22 protein-coding genes and 1 pseudogene are annotated in these 15,257 nt (G+C 62.5%); 12 read left to right on the top strand and 11 right to left on the bottom strand.

The features are described 5' to 3' along the window. Window positions 1-115: 115 nt before the first annotated feature. The gene (locus tag AC1Q5S_RS00115; protein ID WP_492238191.1) at window positions 116-484 is read left to right on the top strand and encodes a helix-turn-helix domain-containing protein; all 369 of its coding nucleotides are present in this window, start codon (window positions 116-118) and stop codon (window positions 482-484) included. Then, on the top strand, window positions 481-840 hold the full coding sequence (locus AC1Q5S_RS00110) for a helix-turn-helix domain-containing protein (protein ID WP_492238190.1): 360 nt from the start codon (window positions 481-483) through the stop codon (window positions 838-840). Before AC1Q5S_RS00115 ends, AC1Q5S_RS00110 begins: the two co-directional genes overlap by 4 nt. A gap of 245 nt (window positions 841-1,085) precedes the next feature. On the opposite strand, the gene AC1Q5S_RS00105 is transcribed toward AC1Q5S_RS00110, so the two are convergent. The 10 genes from AC1Q5S_RS00105 to AC1Q5S_RS00060 all read right to left on the bottom strand — a co-directional run bounded on the left by AC1Q5S_RS00105 (window position 1,086) and on the right by AC1Q5S_RS00060 (window position 8,216). After that, on the bottom strand, window positions 1,086-1,316 hold the full coding sequence (locus AC1Q5S_RS00105) for a type I toxin-antitoxin system ptaRNA1 family toxin (RefSeq protein ID WP_492238189.1): 231 nt from the start codon (window positions 1,314-1,316) through the stop codon (window positions 1,086-1,088). Window positions 1,317-1,378: 62 nt separating this feature from the next. Then, complete coding sequence (locus AC1Q5S_RS00100; protein ID WP_492238188.1) at window positions 1,379-1,651, bottom strand: hypothetical protein; 273 nt, start codon at window positions 1,649-1,651, stop codon at window positions 1,379-1,381. Between the two features lie 2 nt (window positions 1,652-1,653). Continuing rightward, entirely contained in the window at window positions 1,654-3,225 is a 1,572-nt protein-coding gene (gene trbL / locus AC1Q5S_RS00095) for a P-type conjugative transfer protein TrbL (protein ID WP_492238187.1), read from the bottom strand. Further along, window positions 3,222-3,491 (bottom strand): entry exclusion lipoprotein TrbK, encoded by a 270-nt coding sequence (gene trbK, locus AC1Q5S_RS00090; protein WP_492238186.1) that lies wholly within the window; start codon window positions 3,489-3,491, stop codon window positions 3,222-3,224. The genes trbL and trbK overlap by 4 nt, the downstream gene beginning before the upstream one ends. Before the next feature lie 15 nt (window positions 3,492-3,506). Continuing rightward, entirely contained in the window at window positions 3,507-4,292 is a 786-nt protein-coding gene (gene trbJ, locus AC1Q5S_RS00085) for a P-type conjugative transfer protein TrbJ (protein ID WP_033996778.1), read from the bottom strand. Window positions 4,293-4,557: 265 nt separating this feature from the next. After that, window positions 4,558-4,929 carry a conjugal transfer transcriptional regulator TraJ gene (gene traJ / locus AC1Q5S_RS00080; protein ID WP_309258639.1) on the bottom strand — a complete coding sequence of 124 codons (372 nt, stop codon included), beginning with the start codon at window positions 4,927-4,929 and terminating at the stop codon, window positions 4,558-4,560. Between the two features lie 319 nt (window positions 4,930-5,248). Continuing rightward, complete coding sequence (locus tag AC1Q5S_RS00075; RefSeq protein ID WP_309258638.1) at window positions 5,249-5,527, bottom strand: TraK family protein; 279 nt, start codon at window positions 5,525-5,527, stop codon at window positions 5,249-5,251. 717 nt (window positions 5,528-6,244) lie between these two features. After that, window positions 6,245-7,114, bottom strand: coding sequence for a replication protein C, IncQ-type (repC, locus tag AC1Q5S_RS00070; protein ID WP_015039731.1), 870 nt, complete (start codon window positions 7,112-7,114; stop codon window positions 6,245-6,247). Continuing rightward, complete coding sequence (locus AC1Q5S_RS00065; protein WP_284448461.1) at window positions 7,104-7,979, bottom strand: helicase RepA family protein; 876 nt, start codon at window positions 7,977-7,979, stop codon at window positions 7,104-7,106. The genes repC and AC1Q5S_RS00065 overlap by 11 nt, the downstream gene beginning before the upstream one ends. A gap of 3 nt (window positions 7,980-7,982) precedes the next feature. Then, window positions 7,983-8,216, bottom strand: a complete 234-nt coding sequence (locus AC1Q5S_RS00060; protein WP_015039729.1) for a Plasmid-related protein — start codon at window positions 8,214-8,216, stop codon at window positions 7,983-7,985. 90 nt (window positions 8,217-8,306) lie between these two features. On the opposite strand from AC1Q5S_RS00060, the gene AC1Q5S_RS00055 reads away from it, so the two are divergent. Further along, the gene (locus tag AC1Q5S_RS00055) at window positions 8,307-9,317 is read left to right on the top strand and encodes a LuxR family transcriptional regulator (RefSeq protein WP_492238185.1); all 1,011 of its coding nucleotides are present in this window, start codon (window positions 8,307-8,309) and stop codon (window positions 9,315-9,317) included. Between the two features lie 103 nt (window positions 9,318-9,420). Beyond that, on the top strand, window positions 9,421-9,666 hold the full coding sequence (locus tag AC1Q5S_RS00050; RefSeq protein WP_026437060.1) for a helix-turn-helix transcriptional regulator: 246 nt from the start codon (window positions 9,421-9,423) through the stop codon (window positions 9,664-9,666). A gap of 57 nt (window positions 9,667-9,723) precedes the next feature. Here the strand turns inward: AC1Q5S_RS00050 and merR are convergent, their stop codons facing one another. Continuing rightward, window positions 9,724-10,158 carry a mercury resistance transcriptional regulator MerR gene (gene merR, locus AC1Q5S_RS00045; protein ID WP_003131969.1) on the bottom strand — a complete coding sequence of 145 codons (435 nt, stop codon included), beginning with the start codon at window positions 10,156-10,158 and terminating at the stop codon, window positions 9,724-9,726. Between the two features lie 71 nt (window positions 10,159-10,229). Between merR and merT the strand changes: the two genes are divergently transcribed. The 8 genes and pseudogenes from merT to AC1Q5S_RS00005 form a co-directional block, all read left to right on the top strand. Further along, window positions 10,230-10,580, top strand: a complete 351-nt coding sequence (gene merT, locus AC1Q5S_RS00040; RefSeq protein ID WP_003131974.1) for a mercuric ion transporter MerT — start codon at window positions 10,230-10,232, stop codon at window positions 10,578-10,580. A gap of 12 nt (window positions 10,581-10,592) precedes the next feature. Further along, the gene (merP, locus tag AC1Q5S_RS00035) at window positions 10,593-10,868 is read left to right on the top strand and encodes a mercury resistance system periplasmic binding protein MerP (RefSeq protein WP_003131987.1); all 276 of its coding nucleotides are present in this window, start codon (window positions 10,593-10,595) and stop codon (window positions 10,866-10,868) included. Between the two features lie 71 nt (window positions 10,869-10,939). Further along, window positions 10,940-12,625 (top strand): mercury(II) reductase, encoded by a 1,686-nt coding sequence (gene merA / locus AC1Q5S_RS00030; protein ID WP_003158917.1) that lies wholly within the window; start codon window positions 10,940-10,942, stop codon window positions 12,623-12,625. Window positions 12,626-12,642: 17 nt separating this feature from the next. Further along, a complete protein-coding gene (gene merD / locus AC1Q5S_RS00025; protein WP_000995360.1) occupies window positions 12,643-13,008 on the top strand; it encodes a mercury resistance co-regulator MerD in 366 nt (121 codons plus the stop codon). Further along, complete coding sequence (gene merE / locus AC1Q5S_RS00020) at window positions 13,005-13,241, top strand: broad-spectrum mercury transporter MerE (RefSeq protein WP_003132004.1); 237 nt, start codon at window positions 13,005-13,007, stop codon at window positions 13,239-13,241. The genes merD and merE overlap by 4 nt, the downstream gene beginning before the upstream one ends. Further along, window positions 13,238-14,227: a DUF3330 domain-containing protein gene (locus AC1Q5S_RS00015; protein WP_003132006.1), complete on the top strand. Its 990-nt coding sequence runs from the start codon at window positions 13,238-13,240 to the stop codon at window positions 14,225-14,227. Before merE ends, AC1Q5S_RS00015 begins: the two co-directional genes overlap by 4 nt. Before the next feature lie 129 nt (window positions 14,228-14,356). Continuing rightward, a complete protein-coding gene (locus AC1Q5S_RS00010) occupies window positions 14,357-14,917 on the top strand; it encodes a recombinase family protein (RefSeq protein ID WP_011239984.1) in 561 nt (186 codons plus the stop codon). Window positions 14,918-14,919: 2 nt separating this feature from the next. Continuing rightward, window positions 14,920-15,180 (top strand): annotated as a pseudogene (locus AC1Q5S_RS00005) (DUF4158 domain-containing protein); the annotation flags it as partial. Window positions 15,181-15,257: the final 77 nt, after the last annotated feature.

Raw genomic sequence — 15,257 nt, 5'->3', positions numbered from 1 at the left:
GGCCTGTCTTTTTCCGGGGAAAACACGCAACGTAGTACTCTTTGGCCTTCACAGCCGTGCTCTCTGTGGCCTCATCTGGATGAGACGGGCTAGGCAAATCCGCGTGAGGTGTGCGATGGGAAGGAAGGAAACCGAGGAAGCAATTGCAGACAGCCGCGCCGGCCGTGTCTTGGGGCGGTTCGCCACAGTCGCCGAGCTGCTGGCCGACCTGAACGCTGACGACACCCCAAACATTCAGCAGGGCAGCGCCAACGTCTATGCCGACCTGGGCTATCCCGACGCCGGCGAAATGCTGGTCAAGACCCGACTCGTCACCAAGATCGGCGAGGCCATCAAGGCGCAACAGTTGTCGACCGAGCAAGCGGCTACGCTTCTCGGATTGACGCCGGCCGCGCTGCACGAGCTGCTGACCGGCCGCTTTCGCTCGCAATCGGTCAACGACCTGGAGCGCCTGGCATCCATGCTTGATGAGGCCAGCCGATGACAGGCTCGAAGAACCTGGAAAACTGGCTGCATGAGAAGGTCGGCCCGGCCTATGACACCTTGAAGGCCGACCCGACCCGCGCCGTCACGCCTGGCCAAGTGCGCTACACCCTGGCCGAGCTGCTGGCCGAGGCCGAAGCCGCCGGCGTGTATCCACTGCCGCCGGAACAACGCGAATGGGTAGATGCGCCGGTCGTTGGCCGTGAGCTGACGCCTTTCGACCCGGCCGAGACGCTGACCTCGGCCGAGGCGATCAGCACCTTCCTGGCCGAAGCCGAGGCCACAGCCGACCCGGCCTATATCGAACACGCACAGGCCGTCGCAGCGCGGGCGAAGGCCATGCACGGCATCGAGTAGGAGAGCTGGCCAGCATCGCCATTCCTGGCGGTGCTGCAGCTCGACGTGCGCCGTTCTGGTGCGCTGGATCTCATCGCTAGAAACGACGATGCGAGATCCACGCCAAGGGAGAAGGCCAGAGCGGCCGTCATCGTCCGATCTAGCGATGCTCGAGCACGCCAGCGCACATCGTCACCTTTGACGATGCAGGCCCGGAAATGACAAGGGCGGCCAATGGCCGCCCTTGCTGCTCCTGGTGCGCGTGCCTACGCGGCGCCGAGTGACTGCCGCACCGCGTCCAGGGCCTCGCGAAAGTCGGCAGGTGTCGCCTGGCCCGTCTCGGCCTGGTAAAACACGACCATGAAAGCGTTCGCCACGGCCTCGGCGAGCGGCCCGAGCTGCCGCGCCGCTTCCTGGTCTAGCCAGTCGAGCGCGGCGAGTTGCACGGCTGCATGATGAACGGCCTGCGTTGCATTGGTAGGATTCAGGGTTGCCATGATTCACCTCTCTAACAGGTGGGTTGTGGAAGTGTCGGCCGGCCCCACGCCGGCCGACGCGCTTATCGGCTGCCGGTGCCGTAGAAGCCGGCGGCCTCGGCCAGCGGCGTGTTTCTCGCGCTGCTGCCGTAGCTGCTGACGTTGCCGCCCGACCTGGCCGCCAGCTTGGTGGCCTCAACGACGGGCGGAGCAGGTCGATCAACAAAGGCCGCAACTTCTGCCGCCGGGTCTGCATCAGTCGATTGATCGTCGACCGGCTCAGCCTCAACCGCCTGCGCCTGGCGCTGCTCGGCAGCGGCAACGTCCAGGCAGTCGAAAAATCCTCTCGGCGTCATCGTCATACCTCCTTGTCGCGGTTGGCGAACGCGGCCACTTCATCATCAGGATCAGCAGCAGCCGAAACGGCCCCTGCCAGGCTGTTGCCGCCGAAGCTGGGCACATCCTCGACCGCCTGGTCTGTCTGGCTGCTCGCCCGGATCGCGGCGGCGATCTTCCCGCCGGTGGTGTCGGCGATGCGTTCGGCGGCGGCGTCGCGGATGCTGGCCGCCTTGGCCTTCGCAACGTCGCCAATGCCTTGCACCAGGTTCGCAGCCGTCGCAGCGACAAGGCCTCCCGCACCTCGGCCGGCTTGGCCGCCGGCGTCGCTGCCGCCGCCGGCCTTCGAGCTGGAGCCGGCTTTGTCGCCGCCCCTCGATTCGCCGCCGCTGCTGCCCGAACTGCTGGAGCTTCCAGAGCTGTAAAAGCCGGCAGCCTGGCCGAGCGGCGTACTTGTGCCGGCACTGGAACCGCCGCCACCAAAGCCCGCCGCCTGCGCGAACGATCCAGCATCGGAATCACCGCCAGCACCACCACCAAACATGGGCACTCCGCCCGATCCGCCACCGGCGCTAGCCCCTGCTTTCTCGAACGCCGCCCTAATCGCCGACATGCCGCCGGCGGCCGAGGCCGCACCGCCCATCACGGCCGCGCCAGCCACGCTGGCCGCTCCGGCGGCCATACTCGCCGCGCCCATAGCCGCACCGATGGCGGCACCTGCACCGAAGTTGCCAATGCCGCCAGCGCCACCGATCCCCGAGCCGGTGATGATGCCGGCGACAAGCGGGGGCACACGATTGACCAGCATGAGCAACGCCACGCAGAACACCAGCATCACGCCCAGCTCTTCAAAGTTCAGGGTGCCGGTGTTCATCCTGGCGTAGAAGCTGGAAAGCAGGTCGTTCCCGATGCCGACCAGGAGCACCATCGTCATGATCTGCGCGGCCACGCCCAGCACGGTCTTGTAGTAGTTGATCGCCATGTCGGAAGTCCAACGGCTTCCACCGAAGCCGAGGAAGAAGATTCCGGCGTACATCAGCAGCCAGCCTGATACGAGCAGCAGCAACATATTCACGGCGACAACAGCCAGCAGGATCAGGATGCCGACGCTCAAGGCCACACCGATGAAGCTATCCACGGGCGACCAGATCGACGAGTTCCTGAATGCCTGCTTCAAGATCATGAAGCCGATATCCACAATGCCCGAGGGTGTCACCGACGCCACCCCGGACGCCTGTTCGCCGATCCGGGCCAGTGACTGGATGATCGAGTTGGCGAACGCCGGGCCGTTGCGCAACAGCCAGAGGAAGAAGCCGAAGAACAGGATGAACCTGATGAACTCTGCGAAGAACTCGCCAATGTCAGCCTTGCGCAGCGCCATGAAGCCGAAGGTGAAAACCAGCGAGATCGTGCCCAGCGTCCAGAACAGGAACATCGCGGCATTCATCACCACCGTCTGCCAGGACGTGGCTCGCGTGGCGAACTCCATCACCACCTGGTCAAGCATCCCCTGATTGGTGAGTTGGGCCGATGCGGCGGTGGAGTAAAGCGCGAGGGCGACGCCGATCAGCGCCGCCTTGTGCAGTGTTTTCATGGCTTCGCCTCCTTCTGGTCTTTCGGGTCGGCCAGTTCGAGCCAGTTCATGGGCCTCTCGGTCGGCGCGATGCCGCCGGCAGCCGGCGACCGGCGCGAGCACAGCCCGGCGAATTTCTCGCGCGTGACCCTGTCCTCGATCTTCTTGATCGCCTCGATCTGGCAATTGGTGTCATTGACCTCGGGCATGGGCGGGATGGCCGGCTTGTTGTCGCAACCAGCCACCAGCACCACCACGAGGCCGGTAAGCAGCATCGTTTTCTTCATGGTGCAGGGCCTCCGTCAGCGGGTCAGTTCGAGCCAGTTTCTCGGGTTGGCCGTCCGCTCGATCCTGGACTCCCGGGAAGTCGCGCCGGCGGCCTGCTGTTGCGCCTCTAGGTCGGCCTGCGCCTGCATCCTGGCCGTCGCGGCGTTCTGCTGTGCGATCAGCAGGCCACGGATTTGCAGAAGCTGGTTTGCCTGGTTGGCGGCGAGCTGGTTGGCGTAGCCGATGGCCTGCATCTGCCCGGTCGCGCCCTGCGCGGCGGACTGGAGCCGTTCGAGCTGGCGAGCATCGGCGGAAAGGTTGCGCTGCTGTTGCTCCAGGCCCTTGAAAAGCGCGTCGTTCGCCTTCTTCTGACTCTCGCTCGCCAGGCTGCGGTTTTGCTCCATCGCAGCGCGCTCGGCATCCGAGCACCCAGCGGCCGAGAAGCAAGGCGAACCACGGTAATAGGCCACATCCTGGAACTTGCCCAGGTACGCATCGATGCTGCCGAGCTGATTCCGGTAGTAGTTCAGCGTGTCGGTGGCGGCCATCAGTCCGTTGATGGTGGACTGCGCCTGGTCCCAGATATAGGCGGCCGGAGCCATGGTGTTTTGCAGCATGTTTTCGTACTGCTGCAATTGAGTCTGGTACTGCTCGATCTGCTTGAGCGTCTGCGCCACCGACTCAATGGCGGTCATGACGTTCTGCACCAGGTTGCCGCCGTCGATGACGGGGATGCCGGCCTGCGCCGGGGTGACGATGATGCTGCCGGCCAGAGCGGCGGCGAGCGCGGTTTTAGCCGCTAAAAAACGGACGTGCTTCATGGTCGCAATCTCCATTCGATGAAAGAAAGGCAATGCCTTGACCAAGCTCGCGCTTGCCCACGGCAAGGTTTCATCGAAGAGCTACGCCACTAGCTAATCGGTATCGCCCTTGGCACTGAGGCCCGGGCTTCGGTGGTTCTGCTCTTGGCCTTTACGGGGTGTCCCTGGCCTTATGCGTCCTCCCGAGAGTTGATAACGCTCAGGCCGGCGGCCTGGAAGTGCCTCGTGTCACGTCCGGCACACGGAAATTTAGCCGCTAAAACTCTCAACGGTCGGCCCTCGGCTGCACCACCGATTTCATAAGCCGACTCATTTCACCCTGAGTAGCTTCGATCCGAGCCAACAGGGCGAGGATCGTTGCATCGCCGAAACGGGCAGTGCGCGGATCGTCGGTTAGCCAGAGCTTGAGCAATCCGCCCAGCCGGCCAAGGTCGCCATTCACCCGCACCAGCTCGCGCACGTAGTGGTAGTCCATGACTCCCTTGACCTGGTAGCCCTGGCCTACGTCGCGCAGATAGCGCGCCACGCTGATCCCCGCCATCTTGGCGTTCGCCTCAATCAGTTCGCGTTCTTCTGGAAGGCAGTACACCTTGATCGGTGAGCTGCCCTTCCTGGTGATTCGTTTCTCGTCGCCCATTTGTCCTCCAACCGGCGGTAGCCGGCACCCTCGCAGAGCAGGATGCCCGTTGAGCGCCCCGCGCGAATAAGGGGCAGTGAAGAAGGACAACCGGCTTGCCGGTGGGCCTACTTCACACATCCTGCCCGCCTTACGGCGTTGTTTTTGCCTCGTATGACTCATCGAGTTTCGCGCTGTAACCGCACCATCGCTTCGCAACAGCGCGCCAGCAGCGGGAAAACCAACGGAAATTGCCAACGTCCGTGTGCTTGCAGCGATCCAAGAGGCTGGTAATAGCGTTTCAGCCATGCGCTTGCAGCGATTGAGCATGGGACTTTGCTTACTTCGTGCCCTGACCCGTGGAGCCAGGCGGCGCATTGGTGATGTGCTGGCGAACGTATTTCAGGAACGTCTCATAGCGGAAAGGGATTCGCCCGATCTCGCGCATGTGCTCCCAGATGATCTTGAGCGCGTAGCCGGCCTCCATCGCTTCCTTCACGTCCGCGCGCGCCGCCATGAAAGCGGCCAGGTAGTCCCTACGCTTTATTTGTGAGGTCTTCTGCTGAAGAGCGAGCCGTGCGGCCAGCTCGTCGGGATAGCTGCTTTCTGTCGTCGCCATGTCCGTAAACCTCCGTTATCAACTGAACTACTCCGAAGGTTACGGAGTGCCGGCCGACACAACATTCCAATAATTGGCCGAAATGGTTGACATGGAGCCGATGACACAGGCACGCCTATCGAAACAGGGATGGCAGCCCATTCAGCACGGAAGGTTAGACGCCAAGAGGGAGGCCGGGAGAATCTCCCCGCCGCTCGGCCCCTCAAGTGTCAAAGAGTGGATCGCATCGTCAGAACCGGCGATGCGAGTTCGAGCGCCGGGCGGCCGTCATCGTCGGAACTGGCGATTGGGCCCTCGGTGCATCGTCGGATGTCGATGGAAGACCGTGGCCCGAACGTGGCCAGCCTCGCCGGAAATAGCGATGCTGCAGCTCGACGTGCGGCGTGAAAGAAAGCCGGCCTCATGACGTGGCCGGGAATCGAATTGAACTGTTGTATGTTGTAGTGCGCTACAACATACAACATACAACACCTGCCTATTGACACTTGAGGGGCGCAGCGTTTTAGCCGCTAAAAAGACCGACCGGAGCTGACCACCCTTCTGGCGTACAACTCAACGGCCGAAGGCCGACCATCGGCAAGGGCTTGGCGTCGCCCTAAAGGGCGGCGGCAAGTGCCGCGCCTAGTGGATGATCTTGGAAGATCATGGATGGAATTTGCGAACTAGCCGCAAACCCGCGCCGTCGCTGTGTTTTACGGTTCGAGGCGGGGAACGTTGCTACGGGTGAAGGGGAACATTGCTACGGAGCTTGGGGAACGTTACTACGGGCTTCGGCCTGCCAATTTCCCACTTCCCTGCCGCATACTCGCTGACCTTCCAGCCCACGGTGGCAAGCTCGGTCAGAGCCTTGCGGGCCTTCTGGCGACGCTTCTTCATGGCCTCGGCGTTCGCCTCGTCCGGCCAGACGTAGCCAGTAAGGGTATCGAGTTCCACGCGCCCGGCTTTGCCGGGATCGATCCAGCCGCATAGCCGTTGGTGAATCAGGCGGGCCGGGTCGGTTTGTAGCGCCCGCACCTCGGCCATCTCGATGCGGGTATACGGGCGCCGCCCAAGAATCGCCTCCGCAATCTGGGGATTCAGCGCGACGAATAGCCGTCCGTCTTCCTCGTCGAAGGCGTAGCTCATCAGGTGAAAAGACCTTTGCCTACTCGCTTTGGTGACTACCACCGTCACGTTTGCCATGCGCAGCAAACACGCCTTGATCGCCCTGATATTGTCGCCGCCATCGGTCAAGCCGATTTCCGCTAGCAGGCTTGTCATGCTCTCTCGCACGACAAGCGCATCCTGCCCTGCCGCGTCGAACTTCGGCTCAAGGAATAGACGGAGTTGCTTCGGCAAGTCCGCTGTTGGCTCTGGCGTCAGGATGATGCCCTTCGGCCCTCCAAGAGCCACAAGACCTTGCAGCAGCCGCATGTCATCAGCACCAAGAGGCTCGAAGCCGACGAACCGCGCTAGTTCATTTTCGGCGTAGTGATACGTCACATCGAGCTTGAGCTTCTTCCGTTCGCCGCGCTTGAGACTGCGGAACAAGCCGGGGACCAAGCAGTGCATTGGATCGTGCCTGGCATGGGTGAGGTCAAAAGCCATCGCCTCGCCTCCGACTATCACGTCTTTCCTCATTCCTGCTGGCCTCATACAGCTCCACCGGCACCAGCACGCCGCCGGCGTGCCGCATGTACCAGCGATCAAGCGGCGTGGCGTCGTAGTTTTGCTTGCTGACGCCGAAACGCACGAAGTAGCCGCGCCGCTCATCGCCGATGGGTTGCCGGTCATGGGCGCGGTCGCTGAGGCGCTTCGCCTCGTCCTCAGTCATGCGGGCGACGTAACCGCACCACCTGGCGTTGTCGATCAGCGCGGACGCGCCACGCGCGGCCTGCTGCTGGTCGGTCTGCCCTTCGCGGGCGCTTCCCTTGCTGACGTGGTGCAGGTAGAGCACGGATGCGCCCGTGGTAGCCGCGACCTGCTCCAGAACGGCCACGAGGTGGGCCATGTTGCCGTTGCTGTTCTCATCGAGGGCGTGGATGCGGCTCAGGGTGTCCAGCACGATCAGCCTCGCCCCGGCGCTGTATTCGATGACGCGGCGCAAGTGAGCCTCGTCCATGACGTTCAGGCGCTTGCCCATGATCGGCTCAAGCGCAAGGTTCTCTGCGATGGCTTGGCGTGCCGCGTGTCCGAGGTGCTGGCCGATGGCGTGAATGCGCCGCACAAGCGCGGGCGGTGGGTCTTCCCCGGCCAGATAGACCACTCGCCCGGTGTGCGCGGGGGCAAGGCCCACAAGATCGCCGCCGGCAACACTGCATGCGATGCTCATGGCCGCTTCCAGCGCCCAGAAGCTCTTACCCGTGGCTCCTGGAGCAACGAGCGCACCGACGGTTCCCGCAAGGAAGCCCGGCCATATGAAATCCAGAACCGGCGGTTCGCACTCAAACGCCGCCAGGACATCAATCGCCACGACTCAGTTCCCCGTTCCGTACAGGGATTCGTCGCTCAGCACCTCGGCGATCTGCGAGGTTCGGAAGTAGACCCGCCGGCCGATCTTCAAGCGGGCCTTGTTGATCCGCTGCGTCCATTCGTTCGTCGCACGCAAGCTGATCCGCAACCCATCAGGCGAACGATCCAGGACAGTGGCGAGCTGCGCGATGCTCAGCAGCGGGCCGAAGCGTTGCAGCAGCGTGTCTTCCATCGTCATTGCGTAAACCTCCGTTATCAACTGAATTGCAACGAAGGTTACGCAGCGCCAGGCTTGATGGCAGCTTATTAGTTGGCGATAATGGTTGACATGGAGAACGAAGAGCACGCAAAGAAGCGCCTTGGTCGCTACTACATCCCCATCTGGGAAGGCTGCGACCCCACCGTTTCTCAGTCCATCAAAGATTTCCGCGAACGTTGGAAGCCATACTCCACGTCTTCGCGACGCTACCCCATCGGGCGACTGATCCAGGAAGTGATCGATCCTGCTGTAGCCGCCTACATGGCAACCCTTCCAGTACGCTACTCGGGCTACGTCCCCGGCGCCGGCACGGGTGTGGGCTTCAGCGCGATCATTGGACTGGTAGGACTTGACGCGATGGTTCGCGTGCAGCGCCAGTTGCTACGCCAGTTCATCAAAACGGAAGACCGACAGACACCAAGGGATCATCGCTTTACCGCGACCCTCGAAGCCTTGATCGAACTGGTTTGCTGCTGTGCCAGCAAACGCCCGCAAACGTCTGCCCCCACTCAGGGCGTCAGTCTCAATGCGCAACGGAAACACGGCTTCTGCGACTTCTGCGGAGAGCTGACGGAGTTTTCCGCGTTCATGGCCAAGGTTGCGGAGCAGCAGGTTAACGATGCGGAGCTTGAGAATCGCAAGAAGCTTGAACTTAGTCACAAGTATTGCGAGGGGCATCGACCCAAGCTAACGAATGGCGAATGGAACCCCGCATACAGACAGGCGAAGCGATCACTCGCGCAGTTTGAACTTGAGCTGGCCAGGCTCAGCCAGCAATGCGCGAAGCCGGCAACGCCGCAAGTGAAATCGGGCGATCAACTCGTTGACGGCTACTTCTTCCACTATGTCATGCGCCAGACGTTGCAACCGGCAGACAAGGCGGAACTGCGCAACCAGGCGCGGCTGATGGTGGACTCGAAGCTATCCGATCGCAAGAAGCAGATCTTGATGCTCCAGTGGTCTGGACTCAATCAATCGGAGATTGCGCGAAGGTTGGGCATCGAGCGCCAAGCGGTATCGAAGGCGCTGGCATCAATCCCCGCAATGTTTCACTTGAAGAAGAAGCGCCCCATCCGCTGATTTCTTTTGGTGTCAACCAAAAAAGTCAATCATTAGGCCGAAGCGATCCGCATTGACAGGCACCATCAGGCACATATTCGCAAGTGACTGAAGAGGCCAGGGGATGCAGGCAACCACAAGTAAGACACTCATCAACCGGAAGAAGCTACTGGCGATGATTCCGCTGTCTGAGCGCACGATCTTCAACATGGAACAGCGCGGGGAGTTCCCGCGCCGGATCGCACTCACCAGCCGAAACGTCGCCTGGGACTTGGCAGAAATCGAGGAATGGATCGAGGCACGCAAGTCATCGGGCACGCAGGCCATGCGGCCCGGCTTCACCCCGTCGGTCGCAGCCACCGCTTTTTAGCCGCTAAAACGCCGCGCCCCTCAAGGGGTCGTCTCAGAAAACGGAAAATAAAGCACGCTAAGGCATAGCCGAACCTGCCAAGCTTGCTCCACCCTGTAGTGACGCGATCAGCGGGCAGGAAACGTTCCCCCTTCGCGCATGGCAGGCGCACACCAACTCAGACAGCACGGCCTCCATGCGCGCCAGGTCAGCCATTTTCTCGCGCACGTCCTTGAGCTTGTGCTCGGCCAGACTGCTGGCTTCCTCGCAATGGGTGCCATCCTCCAGCCGCAGCAGCTCGGCGATCTCATCCAGGCTGAAGCCCAGCCGCTGGGCTGATTTCACGAAGCGCACCCGCGTTACATCCGCCTCGCCATAGCGGCGGATGCTGCCATAGGGCTTGTCAGGCTCCAGCAACAAGCCCTTGCGCTGATAGAAACGGATGGTCTCCACATTGACCCCGGCCGCCTTGGCGAAAACGCCAATGGTCAGGTTCTCCAAATTGTTTTCCATATCGCTTGACTCCGTACATGAGTACGGAAGTAAGGTTACGCTATCCAATTTCAATTCGAAAGGACAAGCGCATGTCTGAACCAAAAACCGGGCGCGGCGCGCTCTTCACTGGAGGGCTTGCCGCCATCCTCGCCTCGGCTTGCTGCCTCGGGCCGTTGGTTCTGATCGCCTTGGGGTTCAGCGGCGCTTGGATCGGCAACTTGGCGGTGTTGGAACCCTATCGCCCCATCTTTATCGGCGTGGCGCTGGTGGCGTTGTTCTTCGCCTGGCGGCGCATCTACCGGCAGGCAGCGGCCTGCAAACCGGGTGAGGTCTGCGCGATTCCCCAAGTGCGAGCTACTTACAAGCTCATTTTCTGGATCGTGGCCGCGCTGGTTCTGGTCGCGCTCGGATTTCCCTACGTCATGCCATTTTTCTACTGATCGGAGTTCACCATGAAGAAACTGTTTGCCTCCCTCGCCCTCGCCGCCGTTGTTGCCCCCGTCTGGGCCGCCACCCAGACCGTCACGCTGTCCGTACCGGGCATGACCTGCTCCGCCTGCCCGATCACTGTCAAGAAGGCGATTTCCAAGGTCGAAGGCGTCAGCAAAGTTGACGTGACTTTCGAGACACGCCAAGCGGTCGTCACCTTCGACGATGCCAAGACCAGCGTGCAGAAGCTGACCAAGGCAACCGCAGACGCGGGCTATCCGTCCAGCGTCAAGCAGTGAGTCACTGAAAACGGCACCGCAGCACAACGGACGTCATTGTCTGGCGCCACAAACGATAAAGGATCTGTTGCATGACCCATCTAAAAATCACCGGCATGACTTGCGACTCGTGCGCGGCGCACGTCAAGGAAGCGCTGGAAAAAGTGCCAGGCGTGCAGTCGGCGCTGGTGTCCTATCCGAAGGGCACAGCGCAACTCGCCATCGTGCCGGGCACATCGCCGGACGCGCTGACTGCCGCCGTGGCCGGACTGGGCTACAAGGCAACGCTAGCCGATGCGCCACTGGCGGACAACCGCGTCGGACTGCTCGACAAGGTGCGGGGATGGATGGCCGCCGCCGAAAAGCACAGTGGCAACGAGCCCCCGGTGCAGGTAGCGGTCATTGGCAGCGGTGGAGCCGCGATGGCGGCGGCGCTGAAAGCCGTCGAGCAAGGCGCGCAGGTCACGCTGATCGAGCGCGGCACCATCGGCGGCACCTGCGTCAATGTCGGCTGTGTGCCGTCCAAGATCATGATCCGCGCCGCCCACATCGCCCATCTGCGCCGGGAAAGCCCGTTCGATGGCGGTATTGCGGCAACTGTGCCTACGATTGACCGCAGTAAGCTGCTGGCCCAGCAGCAGGCCCGCGTCGACGAACTGCGGCACGCCAAGTACGAAGGCATCCTGGGCGGTAATCCGGCCATCACCGTTGTGCACGGTGAGGCGCGCTTCAAGGACGACCAGAGCCTTACCGTCCGTTTGAACGAGGGTGGCGAGCGCGTCGTGATGTTCGACCGCTGCCTGGTCGCCACGGGTGCCAGCCCGGCGGTCCCGCCGATTCCGGGCTTGAAAGAGTCACCCTACTGGACTTCCACCGAGGCCCTGGCGAGCGACACCATTCCCGAACGCCTTGCCGTAATCGGCTCGTCGGTGGTGGCGCTGGAGCTGGCGCAAGCCTTTGCCCGGCTGGGCAGCAAGGTCACGGTCCTGGCGCGCAATACCTTGTTCTTCCGTGAAGACCCGGCCATCGGCGAGGCGGTGACAGCCGCTTTCCGTGCCGAGGGCATCGAGGTGCTGGAGCACACGCAAGCCAGCCAGGTCGCCCATATGGACGGTGAATTCGTGCTGACCACCACGCACGGTGAATTGCGCGCCGACAAACTGCTGGTTGCCACCGGTCGGACACCGAACACGCGCAGCCTCGCGCTGGACGCAGCGGGGGTCACTGTCAATGCGCAAGGTGCCATCGCCATCGACCAAGGCATGCGCACGAGCAACCCGAACATCTACGCGGCCGGCGACTGCACCGACCAGCCGCAGTTCGTCTATGTGGCGGCAGCGGCCGGCACCCGTGCCGCGATCAACATGACCGGCGGCGATGCGGCGCTCGACCTGACCGCAATGCCGGCCGTGGTGTTCACCGATCCGCAAGTGGCGACCGTGGGCTACAGCGAGGCGGAAGCCCACCACGACGGGATCGAGACCGACAGCCGCACCTTGACCTTGGACAACGTGCCGCGTGCGCTCGCCAACTTCGACACACGCGGCTTCATCAAGTTGGTTATCGAGGAAGGCAGCCATCGGCTGATCGGCGTACAGGCGGTCGCGCCGGAAGCGGGTGAACTGATCCAGACGGCGGCTCTGGCCATTCGCAACCGCATGACGGTGCAGGAACTGGCCGACCAGTTGTTCCCCTACCTGACGATGGTCGAGGGGTTGAAGCTCGCGGCGCAGACCTTCAACAAGGATGTGAAGCAGCTTTCCTGCTGCGCCGGGTGAGAAAAAGGAGGTGTTCAATGAACGCCTACACGGTGTCCCGGCTGGCTCTTGATGCCGGGGTGAGCGTGCATATCGTGCGCGACTACCTGCTGCGCGGATTGCTGCGCCCGGTGGCGTGCACACCAGGCGGCTACGGCTTGTTCGATGACGCCGCCTTGCAACGGCTGTGCTTCGTGCGGGCGGCCTTCGAGGCGGGCATCGGCCTCGACGCGCTGGCGCGGCTGTGCCGGGCGCTGGATGCGGCGGACGGCGACGAAGCGGCCGCGCAGCTTGCCCTGCTGCGTCAGTTCGTCGAGCGTCGGCGCGAAGCGTTGGCCGATCTGGAAGTGCAGTTGGCCACCCTGCCGACCGAGCCGGCACAGCACGCGGAGAGTCTGCCATGAACAACCCCGAGCGCTTGCCGTCCGAGACGCACAAACCGATCACCGGCTACCTGTGGGGCGGACTGGCTGTGCTGACTTGCCCCTGCCACCTGCCCATCCTCGCTGTCGTGCTGGCCGGCACAACCGCCGGTGCTTTCCTCGGCGAGCATTGGGTCATCGCGGCGCTCGGTTTGACCGGCCTGTTCCTTCTGTCCCTGTCGCGGGCGTTGCGGGCATTCAGGGAAAGAGAATGAGCGCTTTCCGGCCGGATGGATGGACGACGCCGGAACTGGCCCAAGCGGTCGAGCGCGGGCAGCTTGAACTGCACTACCAGCCCGTCGTCGATCTGCGCAGTGGTGGGATTGTCGGCGCGGAAGCCCTGTTGCGCTGGCGTCATCCGACGCTTGGACTATTGCCACCGGGCCAGTTCCTGCCCGTGGTCGAATCGTCCGGCCTGATGCCTGAAATCGGCGCTTGGGTGCTGGGCGAAGCCTGCCGCCAGATGCGTGACTGGCGAATGCTGGCATGGCGACCGTTCCGGCTGGCCGTCAATGTTTCGGCGAGCCAAGTGGGACCGGACTTCGACGGGTGGGTAAAGGGCGTGCTGGCTGATGCCGAGTTGCCCGCCGAGTATCTCGAAATCGAGCTGACCGAATCGGTCGCGTTTGGTGATCCGGCGATCTTCCCCGCCCTGGACGCCTTGCGGCAGATCGGTGTGCGCTTCGCCGCCGATGACTTCGGGACGGGGTATTCCTGTCTGCAACATCTGAAGTGCTGCCCAATCAGCACGCTCAAGATCGACCAATCGTTTGTCGCCGGGCTCGCCAACGACCGCCGCGACCAAACCATCGTGCACACCGTGATTCAGCTTGCGCACGGGCTGGGCATGGATGTGGTGGCTGAAGGCGTGGAAACATCGGCGAGTCTTGATCTATTGCGACAAGCGGACTGCGACACAGGACAAGGCTTCCTGTTCGCGAAGCCAATGCCGGCGGCGGCATTCGCCGTCTTCGTCAGTCAATGGAGGGGTGCCACCATGAATGCAAGTGACTCGACCACCACCAGTTGCTGCGTGTGCTGCAAGGAAATCCCGCTCGATGCCGCCTTCACCCCGGAAGGCGCGGAATACGTCGAGCACTTCTGCGGGTTGGAGTGTTATCAACGCTTCGAAGCGCGTGCCAAGACAGGGAACGAAACCGATGCCGATCCGAACGCCTGCGACTCGCTACCGTCAGATTGAGGCATACCCTAACCGGATGTCAGGGTAGACTGCCTCACAACGTCAGAATAGAGTCGGTTGTGTTATTTATTGACACTAGCTGAAAAAGGTCATAGATTTCTTCCTGACATTTTCGTCCAGGGAGGCATCTTGCAGGGTCAACGCATCGGCTACGTCCGGGTCAGCAGCTTCGACCAGAACCCGGAACGGCAACTTGAACACGTCGAAGTCGGCAAGGTGTTCACCGACAAGGCGTCGGGCAAGGACACCCAGCGGCCCGAGCTTGATTCGCTGCTGGCCTTCGTGCGCGAAGGCGACACCGTGGTGGTTCACAGCATGGATCGCTTGGCGCGCAACCTCGATGACTTGCGCCGCCTCGTGCAAAAGCTCACCAAGCGCGGCGTGCGCATCGAGTTCGTCAAGGAGAGCCTGACCTTCACCGGCGAGGATTCGCCGATGGCGAACCTGATGCTGTCGGTCATGGGGGCGTTCGCTGAATTCGAGCGGGCCTTGATCCGCGAGCGGCAGAGGGAAGGCATCGCGCTCGCCAAGCAACGCGGAGCCTACCGGGGCCGCAAGAAAGCGCTGTCGCCCGAACAGGTAGCCGATCTGCGGCAGCGGGCCGCCGCCGGCGAACAAAAAGCGAAGCTGGCCCGCGAGTTTGGTGTCAGCCGGGAGACCCTGTATCAATACTTGAGAGCGGATCAGTAAATATGCCACGTCGTTCCATTCTGTCCGCCGCCGAGCGGGAAAGCCTGTTGGCGTTGCCGGATACCAAGGACGACTTGATCCGATACTACACGTTCAGCGATACCGACCTCTCCATCATCCGGCAACGGCGCGGGCCTGCGAACCGCTTGGGCTTTGCAGTTCAGCTCTGCTACCTGCGCTTTCCCGGCATCCTCCTTGGCGTCGATGAGCCGCCGTTTCCGCCCTTGCTGAAACTGGTCGCCGACCAGCTCAAGGTCAGTGTCGGGGTCTCCTCGTTTTCAGTGCAATAAGTGACGGTACGCAAAGCTAGCACTGGCGCGGGGGTGGTCTGGGTAGACCG

The sequence above is a fragment of the Acidovorax sp. GW835-FHT14B10 genome (assembly GCF_058793725.1).
The sequence above is the reverse complement of the archived record's forward strand: the minus strand, read 5'-3'. Positions and strand labels throughout refer to the sequence as shown.

Bases quoted from the DNA above. Each gene is read 5' to 3' on its own strand.
- AC1Q5S_RS00115 (WP_492238191.1), top strand. From the start codon at position 116: ATGGGAAGGAAGGAAACCGAGGAAGCAATTGCAGACAGCCGCGCCGGC.
- trbJ (WP_033996778.1), bottom strand. From the start codon at position 4,292: ATGAAGCACGTCCGTTTTTTAGCGGCTAAAACCGCGCTCGCCGCCGCT.
- merE (WP_003132004.1), top strand. From the start codon at position 13,005: ATGAACAACCCCGAGCGCTTGCCGTCCGAGACGCACAAACCGATCACC.
- merD (WP_000995360.1), top strand. From the start codon at position 12,643: ATGAACGCCTACACGGTGTCCCGGCTGGCTCTTGATGCCGGGGTGAGC.
- AC1Q5S_RS00105 (WP_492238189.1), bottom strand. From the start codon at position 1,316: ATGGCAACCCTGAATCCTACCAATGCAACGCAGGCCGTTCATCATGCA.
- AC1Q5S_RS00060 (WP_015039729.1), bottom strand. From the start codon at position 8,216: ATGACGATGGAAGACACGCTGCTGCAACGCTTCGGCCCGCTGCTGAGC.
- trbK (WP_492238186.1), bottom strand. From the start codon at position 3,491: ATGAAGAAAACGATGCTGCTTACCGGCCTCGTGGTGGTGCTGGTGGCT.
- AC1Q5S_RS00055 (WP_492238185.1), top strand. From the start codon at position 8,307: ATGGAGAACGAAGAGCACGCAAAGAAGCGCCTTGGTCGCTACTACATC.
- AC1Q5S_RS00110 (WP_492238190.1), top strand. From the start codon at position 481: ATGACAGGCTCGAAGAACCTGGAAAACTGGCTGCATGAGAAGGTCGGC.
- trbL (WP_492238187.1), bottom strand. From the start codon at position 3,225: ATGAAAACACTGCACAAGGCGGCGCTGATCGGCGTCGCCCTCGCGCTT.
- merR (WP_003131969.1), bottom strand. From the start codon at position 10,158: ATGGAAAACAATTTGGAGAACCTGACCATTGGCGTTTTCGCCAAGGCG.
- merA (WP_003158917.1), top strand. From the start codon at position 10,940: ATGACCCATCTAAAAATCACCGGCATGACTTGCGACTCGTGCGCGGCG.
- merT (WP_003131974.1), top strand. From the start codon at position 10,230: ATGTCTGAACCAAAAACCGGGCGCGGCGCGCTCTTCACTGGAGGGCTT.
- AC1Q5S_RS00075 (WP_309258638.1), bottom strand. From the start codon at position 5,527: ATGGCGACGACAGAAAGCAGCTATCCCGACGAGCTGGCCGCACGGCTC.
- AC1Q5S_RS00050 (WP_026437060.1), top strand. From the start codon at position 9,421: ATGCAGGCAACCACAAGTAAGACACTCATCAACCGGAAGAAGCTACTG.
- repC (WP_015039731.1), bottom strand. From the start codon at position 7,114: ATGGCTTTTGACCTCACCCATGCCAGGCACGATCCAATGCACTGCTTG.
- AC1Q5S_RS00100 (WP_492238188.1), bottom strand. From the start codon at position 1,651: ATGACGCCGAGAGGATTTTTCGACTGCCTGGACGTTGCCGCTGCCGAG.
- traJ (WP_309258639.1), bottom strand. From the start codon at position 4,929: ATGGGCGACGAGAAACGAATCACCAGGAAGGGCAGCTCACCGATCAAG.
- merP (WP_003131987.1), top strand. From the start codon at position 10,593: ATGAAGAAACTGTTTGCCTCCCTCGCCCTCGCCGCCGTTGTTGCCCCC.
- AC1Q5S_RS00015 (WP_003132006.1), top strand. From the start codon at position 13,238: ATGAGCGCTTTCCGGCCGGATGGATGGACGACGCCGGAACTGGCCCAA.